This is a genomic window from Streptomyces tuirus (assembly GCF_014701095.1).
Lineage (GTDB): Bacteria > Actinomycetota > Actinomycetes > Streptomycetales > Streptomycetaceae > Streptomyces > Streptomyces tuirus.
The window spans coordinates 6,099,430-6,119,870 of sequence record NZ_AP023439.1 but is presented as its reverse complement, the minus strand read 5'-3'; the positions used below and the strand labels follow the sequence as shown (position 1 = coordinate 6,119,870).

The 20,441-nt window shown below is 71.1% G+C and carries 16 protein-coding genes; 9 read left to right on the top strand and 7 right to left on the bottom strand.

From position 1 onward, the window contains the following. Positions 1-164 precede the first annotated feature (164 nt). Positions 165-1,484, bottom strand: coding sequence for a radical SAM protein (locus IGS69_RS27835; RefSeq protein ID WP_190903224.1), 1,320 nt, complete (start codon positions 1,482-1,484; stop codon positions 165-167). Positions 1,485-1,607: 123 nt separating this feature from the next. Continuing rightward, entirely contained in the window at positions 1,608-2,615 is a 1,008-nt protein-coding gene (locus IGS69_RS27830) for a hydroxyacid dehydrogenase (protein ID WP_190903223.1), read from the bottom strand. A 199-nt stretch (positions 2,616-2,814) separates the two neighbouring features. Here IGS69_RS27830 and IGS69_RS27825 point away from each other — a divergent pair, with 199 nt between their 5' ends. Next, a complete protein-coding gene (locus IGS69_RS27825; RefSeq protein ID WP_190903222.1) occupies positions 2,815-4,077 on the top strand; it encodes a D-arabinono-1,4-lactone oxidase in 1,263 nt (420 codons plus the stop codon). A gap of 48 nt (positions 4,078-4,125) precedes the next feature. On the opposite strand, the gene IGS69_RS27820 is transcribed toward IGS69_RS27825, so the two are convergent. Then, positions 4,126-4,479, bottom strand: a complete 354-nt coding sequence (locus IGS69_RS27820; protein ID WP_190903221.1) for a helix-turn-helix transcriptional regulator — start codon at positions 4,477-4,479, stop codon at positions 4,126-4,128. Between the two features lie 228 nt (positions 4,480-4,707). On the opposite strand from IGS69_RS27820, the gene IGS69_RS27815 reads away from it, so the two are divergent. From IGS69_RS27815 to IGS69_RS27780, 8 genes are all read left to right on the top strand, one after another. Next, a complete protein-coding gene (locus tag IGS69_RS27815) occupies positions 4,708-5,397 on the top strand; it encodes an ANTAR domain-containing protein (RefSeq protein WP_232543660.1) in 690 nt (229 codons plus the stop codon). 182 nt (positions 5,398-5,579) lie between these two features. Further along, on the top strand, positions 5,580-6,824 hold the full coding sequence (locus IGS69_RS27810; protein ID WP_190903219.1) for an ROK family transcriptional regulator: 1,245 nt from the start codon (positions 5,580-5,582) through the stop codon (positions 6,822-6,824). 218 nt (positions 6,825-7,042) lie between these two features. Then, positions 7,043-8,305: an ABC transporter substrate-binding protein gene (locus IGS69_RS27805; RefSeq protein ID WP_190903218.1), complete on the top strand. Its 1,263-nt coding sequence runs from the start codon at positions 7,043-7,045 to the stop codon at positions 8,303-8,305. Positions 8,306-8,325: 20 nt separating this feature from the next. Beyond that, on the top strand, positions 8,326-9,291 hold the full coding sequence (locus tag IGS69_RS27800) for a carbohydrate ABC transporter permease (protein WP_190903217.1): 966 nt from the start codon (positions 8,326-8,328) through the stop codon (positions 9,289-9,291). Further along, positions 9,288-10,172 carry a carbohydrate ABC transporter permease gene (locus IGS69_RS27795; protein ID WP_190903216.1) on the top strand — a complete coding sequence of 295 codons (885 nt, stop codon included), beginning with the start codon at positions 9,288-9,290 and terminating at the stop codon, positions 10,170-10,172. Before IGS69_RS27800 ends, IGS69_RS27795 begins: the two co-directional genes overlap by 4 nt. Positions 10,173-10,184: 12 nt before the next feature. Next, positions 10,185-13,097, top strand: coding sequence for a glycoside hydrolase family 2 TIM barrel-domain containing protein (locus IGS69_RS27790; RefSeq protein ID WP_190903215.1), 2,913 nt, complete (start codon positions 10,185-10,187; stop codon positions 13,095-13,097). A gap of 159 nt (positions 13,098-13,256) precedes the next feature. Continuing rightward, a complete protein-coding gene (locus tag IGS69_RS27785) occupies positions 13,257-14,552 on the top strand; it encodes a jacalin-like lectin (RefSeq protein WP_385862848.1) in 1,296 nt (431 codons plus the stop codon). Between the two features lie 178 nt (positions 14,553-14,730). Beyond that, positions 14,731-15,321 carry a TetR/AcrR family transcriptional regulator gene (locus IGS69_RS27780; protein WP_190903213.1) on the top strand — a complete coding sequence of 197 codons (591 nt, stop codon included), beginning with the start codon at positions 14,731-14,733 and terminating at the stop codon, positions 15,319-15,321. 26 nt (positions 15,322-15,347) lie between these two features. Here IGS69_RS27780 and IGS69_RS27775 read toward each other — a convergent pair whose 3' ends face one another. The 4 genes from IGS69_RS27775 to IGS69_RS27760 form a co-directional block, all read right to left on the bottom strand. Beyond that, a complete protein-coding gene (locus IGS69_RS27775) occupies positions 15,348-16,169 on the bottom strand; it encodes an isocitrate lyase/PEP mutase family protein (RefSeq protein ID WP_190903212.1) in 822 nt (273 codons plus the stop codon). 62 nt (positions 16,170-16,231) lie between these two features. Further along, positions 16,232-17,914 (bottom strand): DUF2264 domain-containing protein, encoded by a 1,683-nt coding sequence (locus tag IGS69_RS27770; RefSeq protein ID WP_190903211.1) that lies wholly within the window; start codon positions 17,912-17,914, stop codon positions 16,232-16,234. Between the two features lie 227 nt (positions 17,915-18,141). Continuing rightward, positions 18,142-19,278: a glycoside hydrolase family 43 protein gene (locus IGS69_RS27765; protein WP_190903210.1), complete on the bottom strand. Its 1,137-nt coding sequence runs from the start codon at positions 19,276-19,278 to the stop codon at positions 18,142-18,144. A gap of 304 nt (positions 19,279-19,582) precedes the next feature. After that, a complete protein-coding gene (locus IGS69_RS27760; protein WP_190903209.1) occupies positions 19,583-20,410 on the bottom strand; it encodes an MOSC domain-containing protein in 828 nt (275 codons plus the stop codon). Positions 20,411-20,441 lie beyond the last annotated feature (31 nt).

Here is a 20,441-nt window from a genome sequence, read left to right as displayed (position 1 = left end):
GGGCAGAGCTTTTCACGCCTCCCTCACAACTGACAAGCGCCCTGTTCAGATATCACGACAGGACGGCCGCACCCCACGACTCCGAGCTCGGAGTGTCCTACGGGTGCGGCCGCCGCGCGACTCAATACCGTGCCGCGAAAAGGCACGGCGTCATCGAAGTGTTATCAAACGGCGGTGGGTTCGTCGGCCGGGAGACTGTCCATGAAGGAGCTGACCGAGAAGACCGCGTTGCCGGCGCCGGGCGGACCGTAGCCGGGGGGCGAGGAGAGACCGAAGTCCTCCATGGTCTGCCGGTAGGCCTGGAGCAGGCGGATGTGGTACTCCAGCGGCGCGCCCTGCGGGTTGGCCTTGCCGAGCGGCGTCGTGGGCTCCGGGCACCAGGTGGTGAAGCGGGGCGTGATGCCGTGCGACATGAAGAACCGCAGGCCCTCGGTGGTCGACGCGATGGCCTCGTCGACCGTCTTGAAGCCGAACGGCTCGGCCATCTCGACGCCCGCGACGAAGTTGGGGATGACGTTGCGCGCCCCGAAGACCTCGGCCGAGTCGAGGATGCGCTTGTGCCATACGTCCCGGCCGACGTACCGCTCCTTGCCCGGGCAGTACATCTTGAAGAGGTACTCGTCCCACACCTCGTAGTTGGGGTGGTAGATCTGCACGCCGTAGTCCTTGAACCGCTGGACGTCGTCGCGCGGCAGCGCCTGGGCGACGACCTTGCCGATCCAGCGGCCCGGGAAGTGCTCCTCGATGGCCTTGGCGTACCGCCCGTAGAAGTCCGCCTCGTCCAGGCCCTGGACCTTCGACGTGATCGCTCCACCGGTGAGCGTGTACGCGGTGGACACCTTCGCGGTGTCGTACCTGTTGATGATGTCGAGCGCCTCGAGGACCTCGTCGACGTCCTTCACGCCCGTGTACGGCCGGCCCGCCGCCTTGTGCTGGCGCCAGTTGTGGTTGATGTCGCAGTACTGGCACTCCTCCTTGGCACCGAAGTACTGGCACACGCGGAACGCGGTCAGGTAGATCAGGTAGCCCCACTGGATGGTCGGGGCGACCTCCATGACCGACTTCCCGTTGGCGAGGGTGTGCCGGTAGTACTCGGGCATGGGCGGCACCCCGACGTCGGAGATCCGCTTGCCGTCGAGGTACAGGCCGAGCACACCGTCGTCGTTCGCGGCGACGCGGTACGGCGAGGACGGGTTCACGCGCACCGAGACGACGGTGCGGCGCAGGTCGTAGGGGCCGCCGGTGAGGATGATCTCCTCCGGCGGCCGGCGCAGCGCCGCCTCGCCCAGCTCGGGCAGGGTGCCGTGGTCGAAGGAGAAGATGAAGTACGACTTCGGCTTGACCTCGCCGCCCTCGTTGTCGCTGAGCGCGGACGGGTCGAAGGCGACACCGCCGCGGAGCAGGTCCTCCTTGAAGACGGCTTCCCGCGGCACGTGCGGGAACCGCTCCATCAGATCCTCGACCAGCGCGGTTCGGCTGCCCATCCCGTCTCTCCTCCCGGTTCGGACGTACGACTCCTCACGGTATGCCCATGGGTGTGCGGGGCGGGTACCGGGTCCCCCCGAGCCGGGAGAAAGCCCCGTTCGTGGTGCGTTGCCGGGCTGCTGTCAGGCTTCGCGGGCCAGCGCCGCCCAGTCGACCGCGTGCGCGGGCTCCTGCCCCGCCAGCAGCCGCTCCGCCTCCTCCACGACCGCCAGTCCGAGCCGCGCCAGCTCGTTGCCCTGGGAGCCCGCGAGGTGCGGGGTGACGAACGCGCCGGGGAGGTCGTAGAGCGGGGAGTCGGCGGGGAGCGGCTCCGGGTCGGTGACGTCGAGGATCGCGGTCAGGCGCCCGGCGCGCAGTTCCGCCACCAGGGCGTCGTGGTCGACGAGCGCGCCGCGCGCGGTGTTGATCAGCACGGCGCCGTCGGGCATCAGGGCCAGCTCGCGGCGGCCGATCATGTGGCGCGTCTCGGGCGTGTCGGGGGCGTGGACGGTGACGATGTGGGACGTGCGCAGCAGTTCGTCCAGGGGCAGCAGGGGGACGCCGAGCGCGGCGGCCCGCCGTTCGTCGACGTACGGGTCGGTGAGGACCGGCCGCAGGTCGAAGGGGCGCAGCAGTTCGAGGACGCGGCGGCCGATGCGGGAGGCGCCGATGACGCCGACCCGGCGGCCGTGGTTGCCGATGCCGGGGATGAGACCCCAGCCGGTGGAGGTGCGGGCCGTGCGCAGCCGGTCGCGGGCGGCGAGGACGTCCTTCCCGGCGAGCAGGATCATGGCGAGGGTGTACTCGGCGACCGGCAGTGCGTTGGCGGCGGCGGCCGAGGAGACGGTGATGCCGCGCTCCCGGACGGCGGGGGTGGTGAAGGACTTCACGGAACCGGCCGAGTGCAGTACCGCCCGCAGCCGGGGAGCGGCGTCGAGGATCGTCTCGTCGAGCCGGGGGCAGCCCCAGCCGGTCACCAGGACCTCGGTCCGGGCCAGGGCGTCGAGGACGCGGGGGTGGGTGAAGTCCTCGGCCACGACGTCCGGATCGATGTCCACCGACGTGCGCAGCCGTGCCAGCACCTCGGGCGGGAAGACCTGCGGCACGTTCTCGGCGGCCATGGCGAAGAGTGCCTGGGGGCGCCGGCTCAAGGAAAGTGCCTGGGGGCGGTGGCTCAAGGGGTGACCTTCCGGCTGGGCGGCAGATGGGGAGGCCGCGGCGGCAGAAACCGCTCTCTACAACCTCTCCACGGTAGGCCCGGCCGGGCGGCAGCGGCAACGTGCACCGGGCCGGGGTAGGTTCCGGCCGGGGGGCTTCCCGGTCCCCGCTGCCTAGGGGAAGGACGACGCGATGAACGGGACCGTGACCAACTGGGCGGGCAACATCACCTACGCGGCCAAGGAACTGCACCGGCCCGGGTCGCTCACCGCGCTGCGGGCGCTCGTCGCGGACGGCGACCGGGTGCGGGTGCTGGGCAGCGGGCACTCGTTCAACGAGATCGCCGAACCGGGCCCCGAGGGCGTCCTGCTGTCGCTGGCCGGCCTGCCCCCGGAGGTGGACGTCGACACGGCGGCCCGCACCGTCCGGGTCGGCGGGGGCGTGCGCTACGCGGAACTGGCCCGCCGGGTGCACGGGCAGGGGCTCGCGCTGCACAACATGGCGTCCCTGCCGCACATCTCGGTGGCCGGGTCGGTGGCGACCGGCACCCATGGCTCGGGGGTGCTCAACGGGCCGCTCTCGGTGTCCGTACGCGAGGTGGAGCTGGTCACGGCGGACGGCTCGGTACTGACCGTGGGCCGGGGCGAGGAGCGGTTCGGCGGGGCCGTCACGTCACTCGGCGCGCTGGGGGTCGTCACCGCGCTCACCCTGGACCTGGAGCCGGCCTACGAGGTCGAGCAGCACGTGTTCACCGAACTGCCGCTGGAGGGACTGGACTCCGGGGTGTTCGAGACGGTGATGGCCACGGGGTACAGCGTCAGCCTGTTCACCGACTGGCGGGAGCCGGGCTTCCGGCAGGTGTGGCTCAAGCGGCGCACCGACCAGCCGCTGCCCGCCTTCCCCTGGGCCGCTCCCGCCACGCAGAAGATGCACCCGGTGCCGGGCATGCCCGCGGTCAACTGCACCGAGCAGTTCGGTGTGCCGGGGCCGTGGCACCAGCGACTGCCGCACTTCCGGGCGGAGTTCGTCCCGAGCAGCGGGGCGGAGCTGCAGTCGGAGTACCTGCTGCCGCGCGGGCACGCGGTGGAGATGCTGCACGCGCTCGACGCGATACGGCAGACCGTCGCCCCGGTCCTGCAGACCTGCGAGGTGCGCACGGTCGCCGGTGACGACCAGTGGCTCAGCCCCTCCCACGGCCGGGACACGGTCGCGGCGCACTTCACGTGGGTCGAGGACACGGAGGCGGTGCTGCCGGTGGTCCGGCGGGTCGAGGAGGCGCTCGAGCCCTTCGGGGCGCGCCCGCACTGGGGGAAGGTGTTCGCGATGCCCGCGACCGCCCTGCGCGAGCTGTATCCGCGACTCGGCGACTTCCGGTCACTGGCCCAGGATCTGGACCCACGGGTGAAGTTCGCCAACGCCTTCGTACGAGGGGTGCTGGCGGGCACGGAAGCGTAGACGCAGGCGTAGGCGAGAAGGGGGCGGGGGCAGCCCCCTCGCCCCCGGTCAGGTCGCCGGGCGCGGGCCGCCGCCCCTCGTCCTGGAGGTCGTGGCGCGGTCGGCCTCGGCCTTGACGAGCAGGGACATCAGGGAGGCCACGGTCAGACCCGCCTCGGCCGGGTGGCGCAGCACCTTGCCGGGGTCGATTCGGTACGTGTTGGTGCGCCCCTCCCGGGTGTGGGAGAGGTATCCGTCCTGCTCCAGGTCGGCGATGATCTTCTGCACGGCTCGCTCGGTGAGCCGGCAGTGGGCCGCGATGTCACGGATCCGGGCACAGTGATTGTCGGCAATGGCGGCCAGCACGCGGGCATGGTTGGTGAGGAACGTCCATCCGGTGTGTGGCTCGGGCACTCCATCCATGCCTCAACTCTAGCGACAGAACATTCATGCACCCAAAAACACGTACTCTGTTTCATGTATCAGTTGACGGGTGTGGGGTAGAGAGGCGACGCTGGAAGCGGAGGCAAGGCGAACAGAGCAAGGGAGAACAGGGCCATGCCGGAGCCTGCGTACTCTGCGCGGTCTCACACAGAGGAGGACGCCGTACCCACAGCGGCCGGCAGCGCGCCGGCGGCGATCCCGCCCTGCATGGCGACCATGGACGTCGTCCCGGACGGCGACCGCATGACCGTGACCCTGTGGGGCGAACTGGACCTGGGCAGCCGGCGATTGCTCCCCGAGCTGTACGACATGCTCACCCTGTCCGGCACCGGCCTCGACCTGCGCATGGACGCGGTCGGCTTCTGCGACTGCTCCGGCCTCAACGCACTGCTGGAACTGCGCACCCGCGCGGTCGACGAGGGCAAGACGGTCACCGTCCGGTCCTGCGGCGTCGCGGTCGAGCGCCTGCTCGACCTGACCGGCACGCGGGAGCTGTTCGCGGACTCCGGCCGCTCCGGGAGCGTCCCGCCCCCGGCCGCTCCCGCCGCGGACCCGCCGGAAGAGGACGGCCAGGACCTCCGCGCCGAGGTCACCCAGCTGCGCCGCGCCATGCAGACCCGGCCCACCATCGACCTGGCCCGCGGCATCCTGATGGCTTCGTTCGGCCTGAGCCCCGAGGCCGCCTGGGGTGTTCTGGTCAGGACCTCCCAGAACACCAACACCAAGCTGCACCACCTCGCCCAGGACCTGGTGGGCACCGTGCGCGGCAGGACGCTGCCGGAGCAGGTGCAGCGACAGCTGGCCGCCGCGGTCGCCGGGGCGAGCCGCCCGGGAGAGCCGGCGGCATGCCCCACGGGCGCCCCGGTCGAGGACCGGGACCGCGCCACCGGCGACTGACACCCCCGCACTGAGGCATCATGGGCAGGCCGAGCCCGGCCACCACCGTACGCAGCGGGCGCGCCCTTTATAAAGCCCCTTTCCAAACCCCTTGTCGAAAGTCGAGGCAGATCATAGCCTTGCGCCGCGCCGGTGCCGACGTCGAACCGCCCGGCCGGTCTGGGAAGGAATGGGACACCCCGGTGAAGCGCACATCACGCGACATCCGCACCGCGAACCGCTACGAGGTGCTGCGCCAGATCATCGCGGAGTCACCCACGTCCCGGCAGGAGCTGGCGGCGGCCACCGGCCTCAGCCTCGCCACGGTCGCCACCCTCGTCGGCGAGCTGCTCGACCTCCGCATGATCACCGAGGTCGGCTTCGAGGACTCGGCGGGCGGCCGCCCCCGGGGCCTGGTCGCGGTCAACAGCTCGGGCGGCGCGCTGATCGGCGTCGACATCGCGGAGACCTACGTCCATGTCGAGCTGTTCGACCTCGGGCTGAACGTGCTGGCCCGCGCCGAGGAGGACGTCCGGCCCAGCGAGAGCCTGCCCGAGCAGGTGGTGGGCCATGTGGCCACCGCCGTCGGCTCGGTGGTCACCCAGGCCGGCATCGAGGGCGCCCGGGTGCTCGGGGTCGGGGTGAGCGTGCCGGGGCAGGTGGACCGCGCGACCGGCACCTCGGAGTACGCGCCCAACTGGGACTGGCACGACGTACCGCTCCTCGATCTGCTCACCGAGCACATCGCCTACCCGCTGTACCTGGACAACCCGCTACGCGCGAGCGCGGTCGCCGAGCTGTGGTTCGGGGCCGCACGCGGGCGCGGAAACGCCGTGGTGGTCAACCTCGGCACGGGCGTGGGCGCCGGTCTCGTCCTGGGCGGCGGACTGCACCGTGGGGTCAGCAACAGCGCCGGCGAGTGGGGCCACACCACGATGGTGCTGGACGGACGCCTGTGCCGGTGCGGCAACCACGGCTGTGTGGAGGCGTACGTCGGCGCGCGCGGCATCATGCTGAACCTGCGCGAACTCAGCCCCGGCAGCCCGCTGTTGCACGGCGAGGACCAGACGGCGACCATCGACGCCCTGGCCCGCGGGGTCGCGGCGGACGACCCCGTGGCACGCCGGGTCGTCCACGAGACCGCCCGCTACCTCGGCGCCGGCGTCGCGGATCTGGTCAACCTGTTCAACCCCGAGATCGTCGTGCTGAGCAGCTGGGTCGCCCGCACCCTGGGCGAGCCGCTGCTGCACGAGGTGCGCGAGGCCGTCACCCGGCACGCGCTGCCCCGGCCGCTGGCCGCCACCGAAGTGGTCCTCTCGCCGATCCCCACCGACCCGGTGTGCCTGGGCGCGGCCACGTTCGCACTCGAAGGCGCCCTGCAGACCGTCGGGCAGAAGAACGGCAAACGCGCCGCCCCCGTGCGGAGCCGTACCACCACACCTTCGTAGCGGCGGAACCAACTCCTCCGCGCGCCCACGCGTTCGAAATGACGAACCGGACACAACGCTTCGCACAGACTTCGTCCAACCCCTTGCCGAAGGTTTAGCCGAAGCTCTAGCGTCCCGCACCGCACCTTCCTTTGAGCCATCCGGCGCGAGCCCCCGGGCCGTGAGCCTCAGGCAGTGAGCCGCAGAGCCGCAGCCGCACTCGAGACAAGGACGTCAGCATGCCGGCATCGAGCAACATGAACTGGGACCGCCGAAACGTACTGCGGGCCGCGATGGGCCTGGCCGCCGCCGGCGGACTCGCCGCGTGCGGCAGCAACACCGGACGCAGCACCGGGGGATCCGGCGACGGCCTGGTCCAGTACTTCCACGCGTACGGCGAGGCCGGTGTCGAGCAGGCCGTCAAGCGGTACGCGAAGGCGTACCAGGACGCCGACGTCACCACGCAGTGGATCACCGGCAACAACTACGAGCAGAAGCTGTTCGCCGCGCTGCTCACCAGGAACGCGCCCGACGTCTTCGAGTTCCACCCGCAGATCCAGCTCGTCAAGAGCGGTCAGGTGGCCGACCTGACCGACATCATCGAACCGGTCAAGGACGACTTCAACCAGGCCGACATCACGTCGCACACGGTCGACGGCAAGATATACGGCGTCCGGATGATCGACGACCCGCAGTTCCTCTTCTACCGGCCCTCGCTGTTCGAGAAGGCCGGAGTCGAGGTGCCGACCACGCTGGAAGAGCTGATCGAGGCCGCCGGCAAGCTGACCACCAGCAAGGTCAAGGGCATCTTCCTCGGCAACGACCTGACCTCGATCGACCGCCCGCTGATCTGGTCGGCCGGCGCCGACACCCTCACCGCGGACAACAAGCCCGCCTTCAACACCGACGCCGTCGCCGACGGCCTCAAGCAGCTGCGTGGCCTCTTCACCAGTGGCAACCTGCTGCTCGACGCCCCCGCCGACTCGTGGGACCCGTCGGCCCTCATCCAGGGGCTGACCGCGATCCAGTGGTGCGGCATGTGGGCCATGCCGGCCATGCAGAAAGCACTCGGCGACGACATCGGCATCTTCCCCTTCCCGAAGGTCGGTTCGGCCGGCAAGCAGTCGGTCTACAACGGCGGCTGGTCGATGTTCGTCAACGCCAAGAGCAAGAACGTCGAGGCGGCCAAGGAATACGTCAAGTGGCTGTGGATCGACCAGAAGAAGTACCAGGAGGACTTCGCCACCTCCTACGGCTTCCACATCCCGCCGCGCGCCTCGCTCGCCCGGTCCGCGACCAAGCTGAAGTCCGGTCTGCCGGCCGAGGGCGTCAAGCTCTTCAACGAGTTCGGCCACTTCGACAACATCGGCTGGACGCAGGCCATGATCGCCGCGTTCTGGGACGTGATCGCCAACACCGTCCGCAAGGACGGTGACCCGAAGGCCCAGCTCGACGCCTGTGAGAAGAAGGTCGACGCCGAACTCGAGAAGCTCTTCGGATAGACCACCGGAGGGATCTCGACATGTCGACCACCACCACGCGCGGGGTCGCCCAGCCCGCCCCGGCCAAGGTCTCCCGGCGTCGGCCGCGGCGGGGCCTGAGGGCGAGCAGCACCTTCAACTTCTGGCTGTTCACCGGGCCGTTCCTGACCGGCCTGATCATCTTCGTCTTCGTGCCGATCGGCTGGAGCGTCTGGCTCAGCTTCTTCGAGGCGCGCTTCACCGTGACGCCGAGCGAGTTCGTCGGCTTCGGCAACTACCAGCAGGTCCTGACGGACACGAACTTCCGGAACTCGCTGGTCACGTTCACCGTGTTCGCCGCGTTCATCGTGCCCGCCACCTGGGCCCTCTCGCTGGGGCTCGCGCTGCTGGTCAACCGGCTGCGGTTCATGCGGGCGTTCTTCCGGTCGGTGTTCTTCCTGCCGACCGCGGTCAGCTATGTCGCCGCCGCGCTGATCTGGAAGATGTCCATCTTCAACGGCGTCCGCTTCGGTCTGGCCAACACCGTCCTCGGCTGGTTCGGCGTCGACAACATCGCCTGGCTGGCCAACCCCGACCCGCCCTGGTACTGGCTGGTCATCGTGACCGTCCGGCTCTGGCTCCAGTCGGGCTTCTACATGATCCTGTTCATCGCGGCGCTGCAGAACATCCCGCGGGAGCTGTACGAGGCGGCCTCCATCGACGGCGCCAAACCGGGCTGGCAGACCTTCCGGCACATCACCCTGCCCCAGCTCAGGGCCACTTCCACCGCGGTGATCCTGCTCCTGCTGGTCGCCGCGTACCAGGCCTTCGACGAGTTCTTCAACCTGCTCAGCAAGGCCACCTGGGGCCAGCCCCCGCTGGTCGAGCTGTACAAGATGGCCCTCGGCCAGAACCAGAACTACGGCGCGGGCAGCGCGGGCGCGGTCGTGCTGACCCTGCTCATCTGCGTCGTCACACTGCTCCAGGGCAGGATCATGGGCTTCGGAAGGGGCGAGGAGTCCAAGTGACCACCACGGCACCCGACATCACCGAGACGACGAAGCCGGCCAAGGCAAGACGCGGCGGCGGCGTCATGGGCAGTACCGGTCTGTACCTCGCGACCGGCGTCGCCGCCCTGCTCTTCCTCGTCCCCTTCTATCTGATCGTCCGCAACGCGCTGATGACGGACCCGGAGATCACGGGCGAGACCTGGAAGTGGTTCCCCACGTCCATCCAGTGGGGCAACATCACCGAGCCGTTCGACGACGTCACGGTCGACTTCGCACGGTCCCTGTGGAACTCCGTGGTCGTCGCCGTCCTCCACACGGCGGGAATCCTGCTGATCTGCTCGATGGCGGGATACGGCCTCGCCCGCATCCCGTACCAGCACGCCAACAAGGTGTTCTACGCCGTCCTGGTGACCCTGATGGTTCCCACGGCCGTCACCTTCGTGCCGAGCTTCGTGCTGGTCTCGTCCCTCGGCTGGGTCGACAGCTACCGGGGTCTGATCATCCCGGGCCTCTTCAGTGGTTTCACCTGCTTCCTGTTCCGGCAGTACTTCCTGGGGTTCCCGAAGGAGCTCGAGGAGGCGGCGCGGGTGGACGGGCTCGGCTACTGGGGCGCGTACTGGCGGATCGTCGTACCCAACTCGCTGAACTTCTTCGCGGCCATCGCCACGATCACCTTCATCAACGGCTGGAACGCCTTCCTCTGGCCCCTGGTCATCGGCCAGGATCCGAGTGCCTGGACAGTCCAGGTGGCGCTGTCGTCGTATATGACGAACCAGACCGTCAACTACCACCTGATCTTCATGGCCACCGCCATCTCGATCCTGCCCCTGATCTTCGTGTTCCTCTTCCTCCAGCGCTGGCTGGTGCAGGGGATCGCACAGACCGGCATCAAGGGCTGAGCTAGGAGACCGATGTCATTGCGCACGACCCCCTCCGTCGACTACGTCGAGGACGTCTCCCCGGGCACCGGGGCCCTGCCGCCCCGCGCCTGGTACGCGGCCTCGGACGCGCGGTCCCTGTCGCTGAACGGCAGCTGGCGTTTCCGGCTCTCGGCCACCGCCGGCGCCGAGGACGACTCGTTCGCCGAGGAGGGCTTCGACGCCGGGAACTGGGCCGAGGTCACGGTCCCCGGGCACTGGGTCCTCCAGGGCGACGGGGCGTTCGGCTCCCCGATCTACACCAACCACCTCTACCCCTTCCCGGTGGACCCGCCGTACGTCCCGACGGAGAACCCCACCGGTGACCATCTGCGCGTCTTCGACCTGCCGTACGACTGGCCGGCGGACGGCGGGGCGGTGCTGCGCTTCGACGGGGTCGAGTCCTGCGCCCGGGTCTGGCTGAACGGCACGGAGCTCGGCGAGTTCAAGGGCTCCCGCCTCGCGCACGAGTTCGCGGTCGGCGAGCTGCTGAAGCCGGGCTCCAACGTGCTCGCCGTGCGCGTGCACCAGTGGTCGGCGGGGTCGTACCTGGAGGACCAGGACCAGTGGTGGCTGCCGGGCATCTTCCGTGACGTGACGCTGCTGCACCGCCCGGCGGGCAGCGCCGGCGACTTCTTCGTGCACGCCTCCTACGACCACACCACCGGTGAGGGCACCCTGCGCGTCGACTCCGACGTCGACGGCCGGGTGACCGTGCCGGCCCTCGACATCGATGTCGCGACCGGCGAGCCGGTGACGGTCGGGGTCCAGCCGTGGACCGCCGAGACGCCGAAGCTCTACGACGGTGTGCTGGTCACGGACGGGGAGCGGGTGCCGCTGCGGATCGGTTTCCGTACGGTCGTCCTCGAGGACGGGCTCATCAAGGTCAACGGCAAGGCCGTCCTGTTCAAGGGCGTCAACCGGCACGAGTGGCACCCCGAGCACGGCCGCGCGCTCGACCTGGAGACCATGCGCGAGGACGTGGTGCTGATGAAGCGGCACAACCTCAACGCCGTGCGCACCTCGCACTATCCGCCGCACCCGGCCTTCCTTGACCTGTGCGACGAGTACGGCCTGTGGGTCATCGACGAGTGCGACCTGGAGACCCACGGCTTCACCGAGCAGGACTGGCGGGACAACCCCGTCGACGACGACCGCTGGACCCCGGCCCTGCTGGACCGTGCGGCGCGCATGGTCGAGCGGGACAAGAACCACCCGTCGATCGTGTTCTGGTCGCTGGGCAACGAGGCCGGCACCGGCCGCGGGCTCACCGCCATGGCCGAGTGGATCCACGGCCGCGACCCCGCGCGGCTGGTGCACTACGAGGGCGACTGGAACTGCCGCGACACGGACGTGTACTCGCGGATGTACGCCTTCCACGACGAGGTCGAGAAGATCGGGCGGCACCTCGACGGCGGCACGCTCAGGCGCCGCGAACTGCCCTTCATCCAGTGCGAGTACGCGCACGCGATGGGCAACGGCCCGGGCGGACTCGCCGACTACCAGGAGCTGTTCGAGAAGTACGAGCGGCTCCAGGGCGCCTTCGTCTGGGAGTGGATCGACCACGGCGTCCGGCACGCCGAGCTGGGCTACGCCTACGGCGGTGACTTCGGCGAGGAGCTGCACGACGGCAACTTCGTGTGCGACGGGCTGCTCTTCCCGGACCGGACGCCGTCGCCGGGCCTGATCGAGTACAAGAAGGTCATCGAGCCGGTCCGGATCGAGGGCTGGGGGTCCCCCCTGCTCGAGCCAGGCCGAGAGCTGGGGGGAGGCGCCAACGGCACCGTGCACGTCACCAACAAGCAGGACTTCGCTGACCTGTCGGCCCTGGCCTTCGAGTGGTCGTGCCAGGTGGACGGCGAGACCGTCGAGTCGGGTTCGCTCGCGGTGCCGGCGCTCGCGCCGGGCGAGAGCGCCGAGGTGAAGCTGCCGGAACCGCCCGCGGACGGCCGGGGCGGCGAGCGGCAGTGGACGGTGCGGGCCCTGCTCGCGGACGACACGCCCTGGGCCGCGAAGGGCCACGTGGTGGCCTGGGGCCAGTTCGCGGTGGGGACACGGCCGCTGCCGTCCTTCCCCGCGACCGACCGGCCCGTGCCGGACGGGGACCGGATCACGCTCGGCCCGGCAGGCTTCGACGCCCGCACCGGTGCGCTGCTCACGATCGGCGGGGTGGAGGTCGGTGCGACGCCGCGGCTGGACGTGTGGCGGGCGCCGACCGACAACGACGAGGGCGCCGAGTGGCAGACCGACACCCGCTACGGGACGCTGTGGCGCACGCTCGGCCTGCACCGGATGCGCCACCGCCTGATCTCCGTCGAGGCGGGCGACGACGCGCTGACCGTCCGGACCCGGGTGGCGCCCGCCGCCCGCGAGACGGGCCTGGACACGGTGTACCGCTGGACGTCCGACGGCGAGCGGCTGCGGCTGACCGTGTCGGTGACGCCGCAGGGCGAGTGGACGGTGCCGCTGCCCCGGCTCGGTGTCCGCTTCGGGCTGGCGGAGGCGGACCGGGTGGAGTGGTTCGGCGGCGGTCCCGGTGAGGCGTACCCGGACACCGGCAAGGCGTCCATGGTCGGCCGCTGGCAGTCGACGGTGGACGGGCTGCAGACGCCGTACGTCCGCCCGCAGGAGAACGGTGCCCGGGCCGATGTCCGCTGGGTGGAGCTCGGCGGGCTCAGGATCGAGGGTGATCCGGAGTTCTGGTTCACGGCGCGGCGCTGGACGACCGAGCAGCTGGACGCGGCCCGGCACCGCACCGACCTCACGGCCGGTGACACGGTGTGGGTCAATCTCGACCACGGGCAGCACGGCATCGGCTCGCAGTCCTGCGGCCCGGGTCCGCTGCCGCAGTACTTCCTGAAGGCGGAGCCGGCGGAGTTCTCGTTCGTGTTCTCGACCACCAGGTAAGAAGGACGAATGTCCTCCGCCGCCGGTCGGCCCTTGTGCCGGCCGGCCGCCGCTGTGTTCACCTCAAGGGAGTTGGTGGGTCGGTTGAGTGTCGCCATCGAGGTCCGCGGGCTGTCCCGTACCTTCCGCACCACCGTCCGCCGCCTCGGCTTCCCTGTCGTGGCCGCCGTCCTGGCCGTCACGGGCCCGGCCGCCACCGGCGCGACACCCGCCGTCGCCGCGGAGTCCGGCTCCTTCAGCGTCCTCACCTACAACATCGCAGGGCTCCCCGAGGGCCTGAGCTCCGGCAACCCGGCGAAGAACACACCGCTGATCTCGCCGCGCCTCGGGGCGTACGACATCGTCAACGTGCAGGAGGACTTCAACTATCACGCCGCCCTGTACGCGGGCGACGACCACGCCCACCGCACCGCGACCAGCGGCGGCGTCCCGTTCGGAGACGGCCTCAACACGCTCTCGGACCATCCCTTCGAGGACTTCCAGCGCGTGAAGTGGAACAAGTGCACCGGCACCAACTGCCTCACCCCGAAGGGGTTCTCCGTGGCGCGGGTCCGGCTCGCCGAGGGTGTCTTCCTGGACCTCTACAACGTGCACACCAACGCGGACGACACCGACGACGCGCTCGCCGCCCGCCGCGCCAACGTCGAGCAGCTCTCCGGCTTCATCCAAGCGAACTCGTCCGGCAACGCGGTGATCGTCATGGGCGACACGAACACGCGGTACACGCGCTCCGGCGACAACATCCGCACGCTCGTGAGCGAGAACGGCCTGACCGACGCATGGGTCCAGCGTGTGAAGGGCGGGACGCCCCCGGCCCAGGGCGGCGGCGCGCTCCTCTGCCCCACCACGGCACCGCCGGACGACTGCGAGGTCGTGGACAAGGTCCTCTACCGCGGCAGCAGGCTGCTGAGCCTGAACGCGACCCGTTACAGCAACGCCTGGGCGTCCTTCCTGGACCCGGCCGGCGGCAACCTCTCCGACCACTTCCCGCACGCGGTCGACTTCTCCTACACGCTCGACCCGTCGCTGCGCGCCAGCGACTTCTTCGGCGGCCCGCACGGCACGGCCTTCAACGACGCGGACGACCTGCCGTCCGTCCCGTCCCCGCGCACGCTCACCCTGCGCGGCGGCGCCCGCCTGGACGCCGTGTCCCTCACCCACGACGGCGGCCCGACCCTCACCCACGGCGGCACGGGCGGCACCGCGACGTCCCTGACCCTGGCCGCGGGTGAACACCTCACCTCGGTGAAGCTGACTCGGGGTCAGAAGGACGGGCGTACACGTCTGTTCTCGGCGTCGTTCACGACGGACCGCGACCGCACCCTGTCCGCGGGCACGGCCACGTCCGACGCGCAGACCTTCACGGCCCCCTCCGGCCGGCAGATCGTGGGCTTCACGGGCCGCGCGGGCGACGAGCTGGACAAGCTGGGGGTGGTGTACGCGCCGATCCGCTGAGCGGGTGTGACGCGTGGGGCAGGACCCGTGCGGCGTGACCGGTGGGGCGTGACCGGTGAGGTGTGACCGGTGGGGTGTGACGTCCGCACGCCCTCACCGGCGGCTACGATCGCTCCCAGCTCCCGTGGGGCCTCACCGACGACCCGGCCCCTCTTCGAGAGGTGACCCCGAACCCCCCATGCCCAGAGCCGGTCTCACCCCCGAGCGCCTCGTCGCGGCCGCGGCCGACCTCGCCGACGAGGCCGGGTTCGAGGGCGTCACCCTCTCCGCCCTGGCCCGTCGCTTCGGGGTGAAGGACGCGAGTCTGTACACCCACGTCCGGAGTCTGCGGGACCTGCGGATCCGGATGGCCCTCCTCGCCGGTGGCGAGATGATCGACCGGATCGCGGAGGCCGTCGAGGGACGGGCGCCCGGCAGGGACACGCTGGCCGCCTTCGCCGCCGCCTACCGGACCTACGCCCTGGAGCACCCGGGCCGTTACGCGGCGACACAGCTCCGGATCGACCCGGAGATCGTCACCGACTCCCCCGCGGTGCGCCGCACCGCCGACGTCACCTACGGCATGCTCCGCGCCTACGGCCTGGAGGAACCCGACCTCACCGACGCCGTGCGCCTGCTGCGCAGCACCTTCCACGGCTACTGCGCCCTGGAGTCCAGCGGCGCCTTCGGCGCGCCCCGTGACGTGCAGGTCTCCTGGGACAGGGCGATCGACGCCCTGCACGTACTGCTGCGGAACTGGCCCAGCGAGAAGAGAACATCCGATGGCTGAACACGCGCCCGGGCAACGATCGGAAACTACGGCAGCACCGGGCCGGGCCCGCGACCTGGCGCGGCCCATCCCGCCACCTCGTCGTACGACGGTGTCGGGCCCGTCGGTGTGCGGCCCGCACGCAGGTCCGCCACCGCCTCCAGGGCCGCGCCCAGCGCTCGCCGGTACAGCAGCGAGCCGAGGCTGACGCGGCGTACGCCGACGTCGGCGAGATGCCGGACGGCCGGGCCGCCGGGTGAGTAGAGGACGTTGAGGGGCACGTCCAGGTGGCGCACCAGGGCCTCGATGGCGCGCAGGTCGGTGAGGCCGGGTACGAACACCCCGTCCGCGCCCGCCTGCCGGTAGGCGTCCAGGCGTGCGAGGGTGCCGTCGCCGTCGCCCAGCCAGTGGGTGTCGGTTCGGGCGTTGACGAACAGGCCGGGAGCGGCCCGCTTGACCGCCGCGATCTTCGCAGCGTGGCGGGCGGCCGGTCCGAGGCCGTCCTCGAGGTTGATGCCGACGGCTCCGACGGCGTACAGCTCCCGTGCGAACTGCGCGACCTCGTCCGGGTCGTCGCTGAATCCGCCCTCCGCGTCGACGGACAGCAGGAACGGCCCGGACCCCAGGGCCATGGCCAGCCGCAGCGTCTCCTCCCGGGTCGCCGCCGCCCCGTCGGGCAGACCGGCGGCCGCGGCGACGCCCAGGCTCGTCGTCCCGACCGCGCGGAACCCCTGCCCCGCGAGGGCCCGGGCGGACGCATGGTCCCAGGCGTTGGGCAGGAGCAGGGGCTCCCCGGCGTGGTGCAGGCCGGCGAAGGCGGTGGCGGCTGCCGCCGGGCCGGAGGTCTTCCGCTGCGGGTCTGTGGTCATGCCGCCACGCTAGGCCCCGCTCGCTTCGGCGCGGACCGAAGAGAGCGGTTGGGTCGCGGGCCTCAGTCGACGAGCACGCCGGCCCCGTCCAGCCGGACCCGCACGTCCGGCCCCTCGCTCCAGCGAACCGTCAACTCGCCCTCGCCGGAAGCGGTTACGGCGACGGTTTCCGTCAGCGGGGCGGGGTCCGCCTCGGCGGTGAGCCGGGCCAGGGCGACGAACAGGGTGGCGTCCCCGGTGGTGACACCCGTGAGGTCGTCGTCGAGGCCGACCGCGGGCAGCAGTTCGGCCCGGGCGCCCTCCGATGCGCTCCACCCGGTCACCCGGACCGCCGTTCCCGGCGCCGCCCCCTCCACCAGATGCGCCCGCACCTCCACCGCTCCACGCGCCAGCACCACACTGGTCACCCGCGCTCCCCCGCCGGCGGTGTGCCGGGATGCCGCCCAGCCCTCGCCCACGCCGAGCGGTTCGATGCCGGTGCGGCCCGGGTCGCCGGCGACCAGGACGCTGTTGTCGTACGCGTCCGAGGGCGTCGTCACCGTGGAGTACGCCAGCCGCGTGTAGTACGGGTCGTAGCGGACGTCCTCGCTGCCGTGGTTGTGGAGGCGGACCACACCGTCGGAACGGGTCGACTGCAGAAGCCAGTTGGGCGGCCCGACGGGGGTGACGCGGTCGGCGCGTTCGGCGGGGGCGGCCTCCTCCGGCGCCGTCCAGACCTCGTGGTCCGCGGGCAGGAGCAGGCCCAGGAAACCCTTGCTCGCCCAGTACGGGGAGGCCGGGCCCGAATAGCCCTGGAGGACGGACTCGTCGGGGCCGTGCCAGCCGAGGGAGAGCAGGCCCCGGTCGTCCACCGCGCCCCGGTCCAGGAAGTACTTCAGCGCGCCCGAGGCCAGCCGCCGGGTCTCGCCGGGCGGCAGGGGCGTACGGCCGGTCAGCGCGCCCAGCCACAGCGGGGCCGTCGTGGCGAAACGGTAGGTCAGCGAGCGGCCCTGGTGCATGGGGGCGCCGTCGCCGCCGAACAGGCGGGCGTAGTCCGAGAGGTGCCGGGAGAGGCGGTCGCCGTACAGCGCCAGCAGGCGCTCGTCCTGCTCCAGCCAGGCGTGCAGCACCGGGTAGAGGTGCATCGCCCAGCCGTTGTAGTAGTCGTACGTGCGGCCGTCGCCGTCGGTGTACCAGCCCTCGCCGGCGTACCACTGCTCGATGCGTTCCAGACCGCGGTCGATCGCCGCCCGGGAGGCGTCCGGCTCGTGACCGATTTCGGCGAGGAAGCCGCCCACGGTGACCGGGAACAGCTCCCAGTTGCAGGGAAAGGGCTCGGCCGTGAGGGCGTCGGCCAGCCAGGCGGCCGTCCGCCCGCGTACGCCCTCGTCCAGGCGGTCCCAGAGCAGGTCCCGCGTGAGGCGGAGGGCCAGGGCGACGGACGCCGCCTCCACCAGGGGCTGGCCGCGGTCCTCGATGCGGGGCCAGACGCCCGAGACGCCCGCGGCGAGGCCGGTCGCATAGCGCTCCAGGGCCTTCTCGTCGCGGCGGAAGGCGGCGAGCAGCAGGGTGCGGGCGTAGCCCTCCAGGCCGTCGGAGAGGCGGCCCGACCAACTGGCTCGGTCCCCGGGCAGGTGGTACAGCGCGCGGTCCTCGGTGGCGTACGGCTCGACCGCGGCGAGCAGGGAGTCGGCCGCGGCCTCCCAGTGGGCGCGGGTGTAACCGGTGAACGGGGACGTCGTGCGGTCGGCGCGGGGCAGTTGCATCGGGTGTCTTTCGTGCTCGGGCCGGCCGGAACGGATGAGACCTGGAGCGCCCCGGTTCCGGTCGGGGCGCCCCAGGGGTCCATCCCACCCGCACCGAGCCCTCCGGCACCAGATGCGGGACGACGAGTTCGTCACGGACGAGGCCCGTGCAGGCCGCAGAGGCCCTGCACGGGCAGGACGAACGCCGTCTGCGAGCCGTACGCCGGGCGGCGTGCGCACGTCTCATGTCATGCGCCTGGCGCCTGCGTGTCGGCGACCGGGACGCCGAAGTCGGGGGTGCCGTCGCGCTTCCAGCCGAGCTTCTGGACGCGGGTGTGGCGGTTGGGGTCGTTCAGCGGGTCACCGTTGATGTGCTTGTACTGGCGGGCGTGGTAGACGAGGACGTCGGTGCGGCCGTCCTCGGCGACGGTGAAGCAGTTGTGGCCGGGGCCGTACTGCTTGGTCGTGTCGTTGCTGGTGAAGACCGGGGTCGGCGACTTGGTCCAGCTCAGGGGGTCCAGGAGGTGGCTGCCGGCGTCGGCGGTCAGCAGGCCCACGCAGTAGTTGAAGTCCGTGGCGCTGGCCGAGTACGTCATGAAGAGGCGGCCGTTGCGCTGGAGGACGTACGGGCCCTCGTTGACCTTGAAGCCGACGCACTCCCAGTCGTACTCCGGGGTGGAGAGCCGCACCTGCGGGCCCTTCAGGGTCCAGGGGTCGGCCATCTCGGAGAGGAAGAGGCCGGTGTTGTTGTCCAGGCCGGGCTCGTGCTGGGCCCAGGCGAGGTAGCGCTTGCCCCGGTGGGTGAAGGTCGTGGCGTCCAGGGAGAAGGTTTCCCACGCCGTCTTGATCTGCCCCTTCTCCACCCAGGTGCCCTGGAAGGGGTTGGGGTGGGCGTTCTCCAGCACCCATATGCGGATCGCCCAGACGTCCTCGGCGGGGGCGGAGGCGAAGTAGATGTACCACTTGCCGCCGATGCGGTGCAGCTCGGGCGCCCAGATGTGGGCGCCCATGGGTCCGGTGGCGTGGGCGCGCCAGATGACGGACTCGTCGGCGGTGCCGAGGCCGCGCAGGGTGCGGGAGCGGCGCAGGATGATGCGGTCGTACTCGGGGGCGGTGGCGGTGAAGTAGTAGAAACCGTCCTTGTGCCGGTTGATGTGCGGATCGGCACGGTTGCGGACCAGGGGGTTCACGAAGGGGGCCGGCTTCGGGTGCCCGGCGGTCGGTCCGGCAGCGGTTGGTCCGGCAGCGGCTTCTCCCTGGGACGCCGCCTCGGCGACGCCGGGGAGGGCGGGGACGGCGGCGAAGGCGCCGGCGGCCGCGGCGCCCCTCAACAGCATTCTGCGGCTGGGGGGTTCGGGCAGAGCGTGGTCGCGGTCGCGGCTCATGCGGTGGGGCCTGCCTCTCACTGGGGGACACACGGCGTCGTCGCCACATGCGACAGTCCGGGATTTCGAACACCATCTGTCATTACGAACGCCGAAAAGGTAAGGGGGTGGCACGTGGAGGTCAACGGGTCTGACAGGACGAACCCGCCCGGCCCGGCGACGAATTCACCGGGCTCGGTGACCAATCCGCCGGGCTCGGTGACCAATCCGCCGGGCTCGTTCCGGGTACAGCGAGCGCCGATTTCCTGTCACCGGCGGAGACATGGGCAGCATGCGGGCCGCGCGCGGCGGTGACGGGCGGTCCTCACAGCTCGGACTCGCCCCACACCGTGACCTCCACCTCGTCCCCCAACGCCACCGTGCCGGGCCGGAGCACCGCGTACTTCGTGCCGAAGGCGACGCCGCCCTGCGCGGCGCGGCGGTAGCCGGCGAGGGTGCGCAGGGGCTCCGGGCCCGTCCGGGTGCCGGCGTGCTGGTCGACCAGGGTGACCGCGCAGCGGATGGCGAGCTTGGCGTAGCCCAGTTCCGTGGTGCCGATGCGCAGGCTGTGCGCGCGGTCCTCCGTGTGGGGTTCGTCCCAGCCGTCGACGACGAGGTTGGGGCGGAAGCGGTCGACGGGGAGAGGGCTGGCGCCGCGGGCGGTGAGCCTGGTGTCGAGGAGGCCGAGGGTGGAGCGGGACAGGACGTGCAGCGCGCAGCTGTCGGCGTAGCCGGAGGTGCCGGGTGTCAGGCCGTCGGTCACGCGGTGGTGTTCCGGCGGGGTCCGTACCAGCCGGCTCGGTACGCCGAGCAGGTCCGAGAGCCAGTCCGCTGCCTCGTCGCCCTGGTCGATGCCCTGGTGAGCTGTTCCGAACAGGTCCACCTTCTGCCGGGTACCGGAGGTGTCCACCCGGAGGTGGAGAGGCCCGGCCTCGGGCGCGGTCAGGGTGAGGTGGCCGCCGTCGGGGGTGATGAGGGGGCGGATGACGGCCAGCAGAGGATCGCGGCGCTGCGTCCGGTACACGCCCTCCTCGCTCACCACCATGAAGCTGCGGTCGTGCGCCAGTCCCGCCGGGGTCAGCAGCGCCTCGCGCACCGACGTACCGGCGCAGCCCTTGACCGGGTAGTACGACAACGCGACGACTCGTGCCATGACCTTCCGTTCCGTACGGCGGTGCGGCGGT

What these genes read in the sequence shown, in the direction of transcription:
- IGS69_RS27770 (WP_190903211.1), bottom strand. Translation starts at nt 17,914, where the DNA reads ATGCAACTGCCCCGCGCCGACCGCACGACGTCCCCGTTCACCGGTTAC.
- IGS69_RS27760 (WP_190903209.1), bottom strand. Translation starts at nt 20,410, where the DNA reads ATGGCACGAGTCGTCGCGTTGTCGTACTACCCGGTCAAGGGCTGCGCC.
- IGS69_RS27835 (WP_190903224.1), bottom strand. Translation starts at nt 1,484, where the DNA reads ATGGGCAGCCGAACCGCGCTGGTCGAGGATCTGATGGAGCGGTTCCCG.
- IGS69_RS27765 (WP_190903210.1), bottom strand. Translation starts at nt 19,278, where the DNA reads ATGAGCCGCGACCGCGACCACGCTCTGCCCGAACCCCCCAGCCGCAGA.
- IGS69_RS27800 (WP_190903217.1), top strand. Translation starts at nt 8,326, where the DNA reads ATGTCGACCACCACCACGCGCGGGGTCGCCCAGCCCGCCCCGGCCAAG.
- IGS69_RS27805 (WP_190903218.1), top strand. Translation starts at nt 7,043, where the DNA reads ATGCCGGCATCGAGCAACATGAACTGGGACCGCCGAAACGTACTGCGG.
- IGS69_RS27815 (WP_232543660.1), top strand. Translation starts at nt 4,708, where the DNA reads ATGGCGACCATGGACGTCGTCCCGGACGGCGACCGCATGACCGTGACC.
- IGS69_RS27775 (WP_190903212.1), bottom strand. Translation starts at nt 16,169, where the DNA reads ATGACCACAGACCCGCAGCGGAAGACCTCCGGCCCGGCGGCAGCCGCC.
- IGS69_RS27820 (WP_190903221.1), bottom strand. Translation starts at nt 4,479, where the DNA reads ATGGATGGAGTGCCCGAGCCACACACCGGATGGACGTTCCTCACCAAC.
- IGS69_RS27825 (WP_190903222.1), top strand. Translation starts at nt 2,815, where the DNA reads ATGAACGGGACCGTGACCAACTGGGCGGGCAACATCACCTACGCGGCC.
- IGS69_RS27780 (WP_190903213.1), top strand. Translation starts at nt 14,731, where the DNA reads ATGCCCAGAGCCGGTCTCACCCCCGAGCGCCTCGTCGCGGCCGCGGCC.
- IGS69_RS27790 (WP_190903215.1), top strand. Translation starts at nt 10,185, where the DNA reads ATGTCATTGCGCACGACCCCCTCCGTCGACTACGTCGAGGACGTCTCC.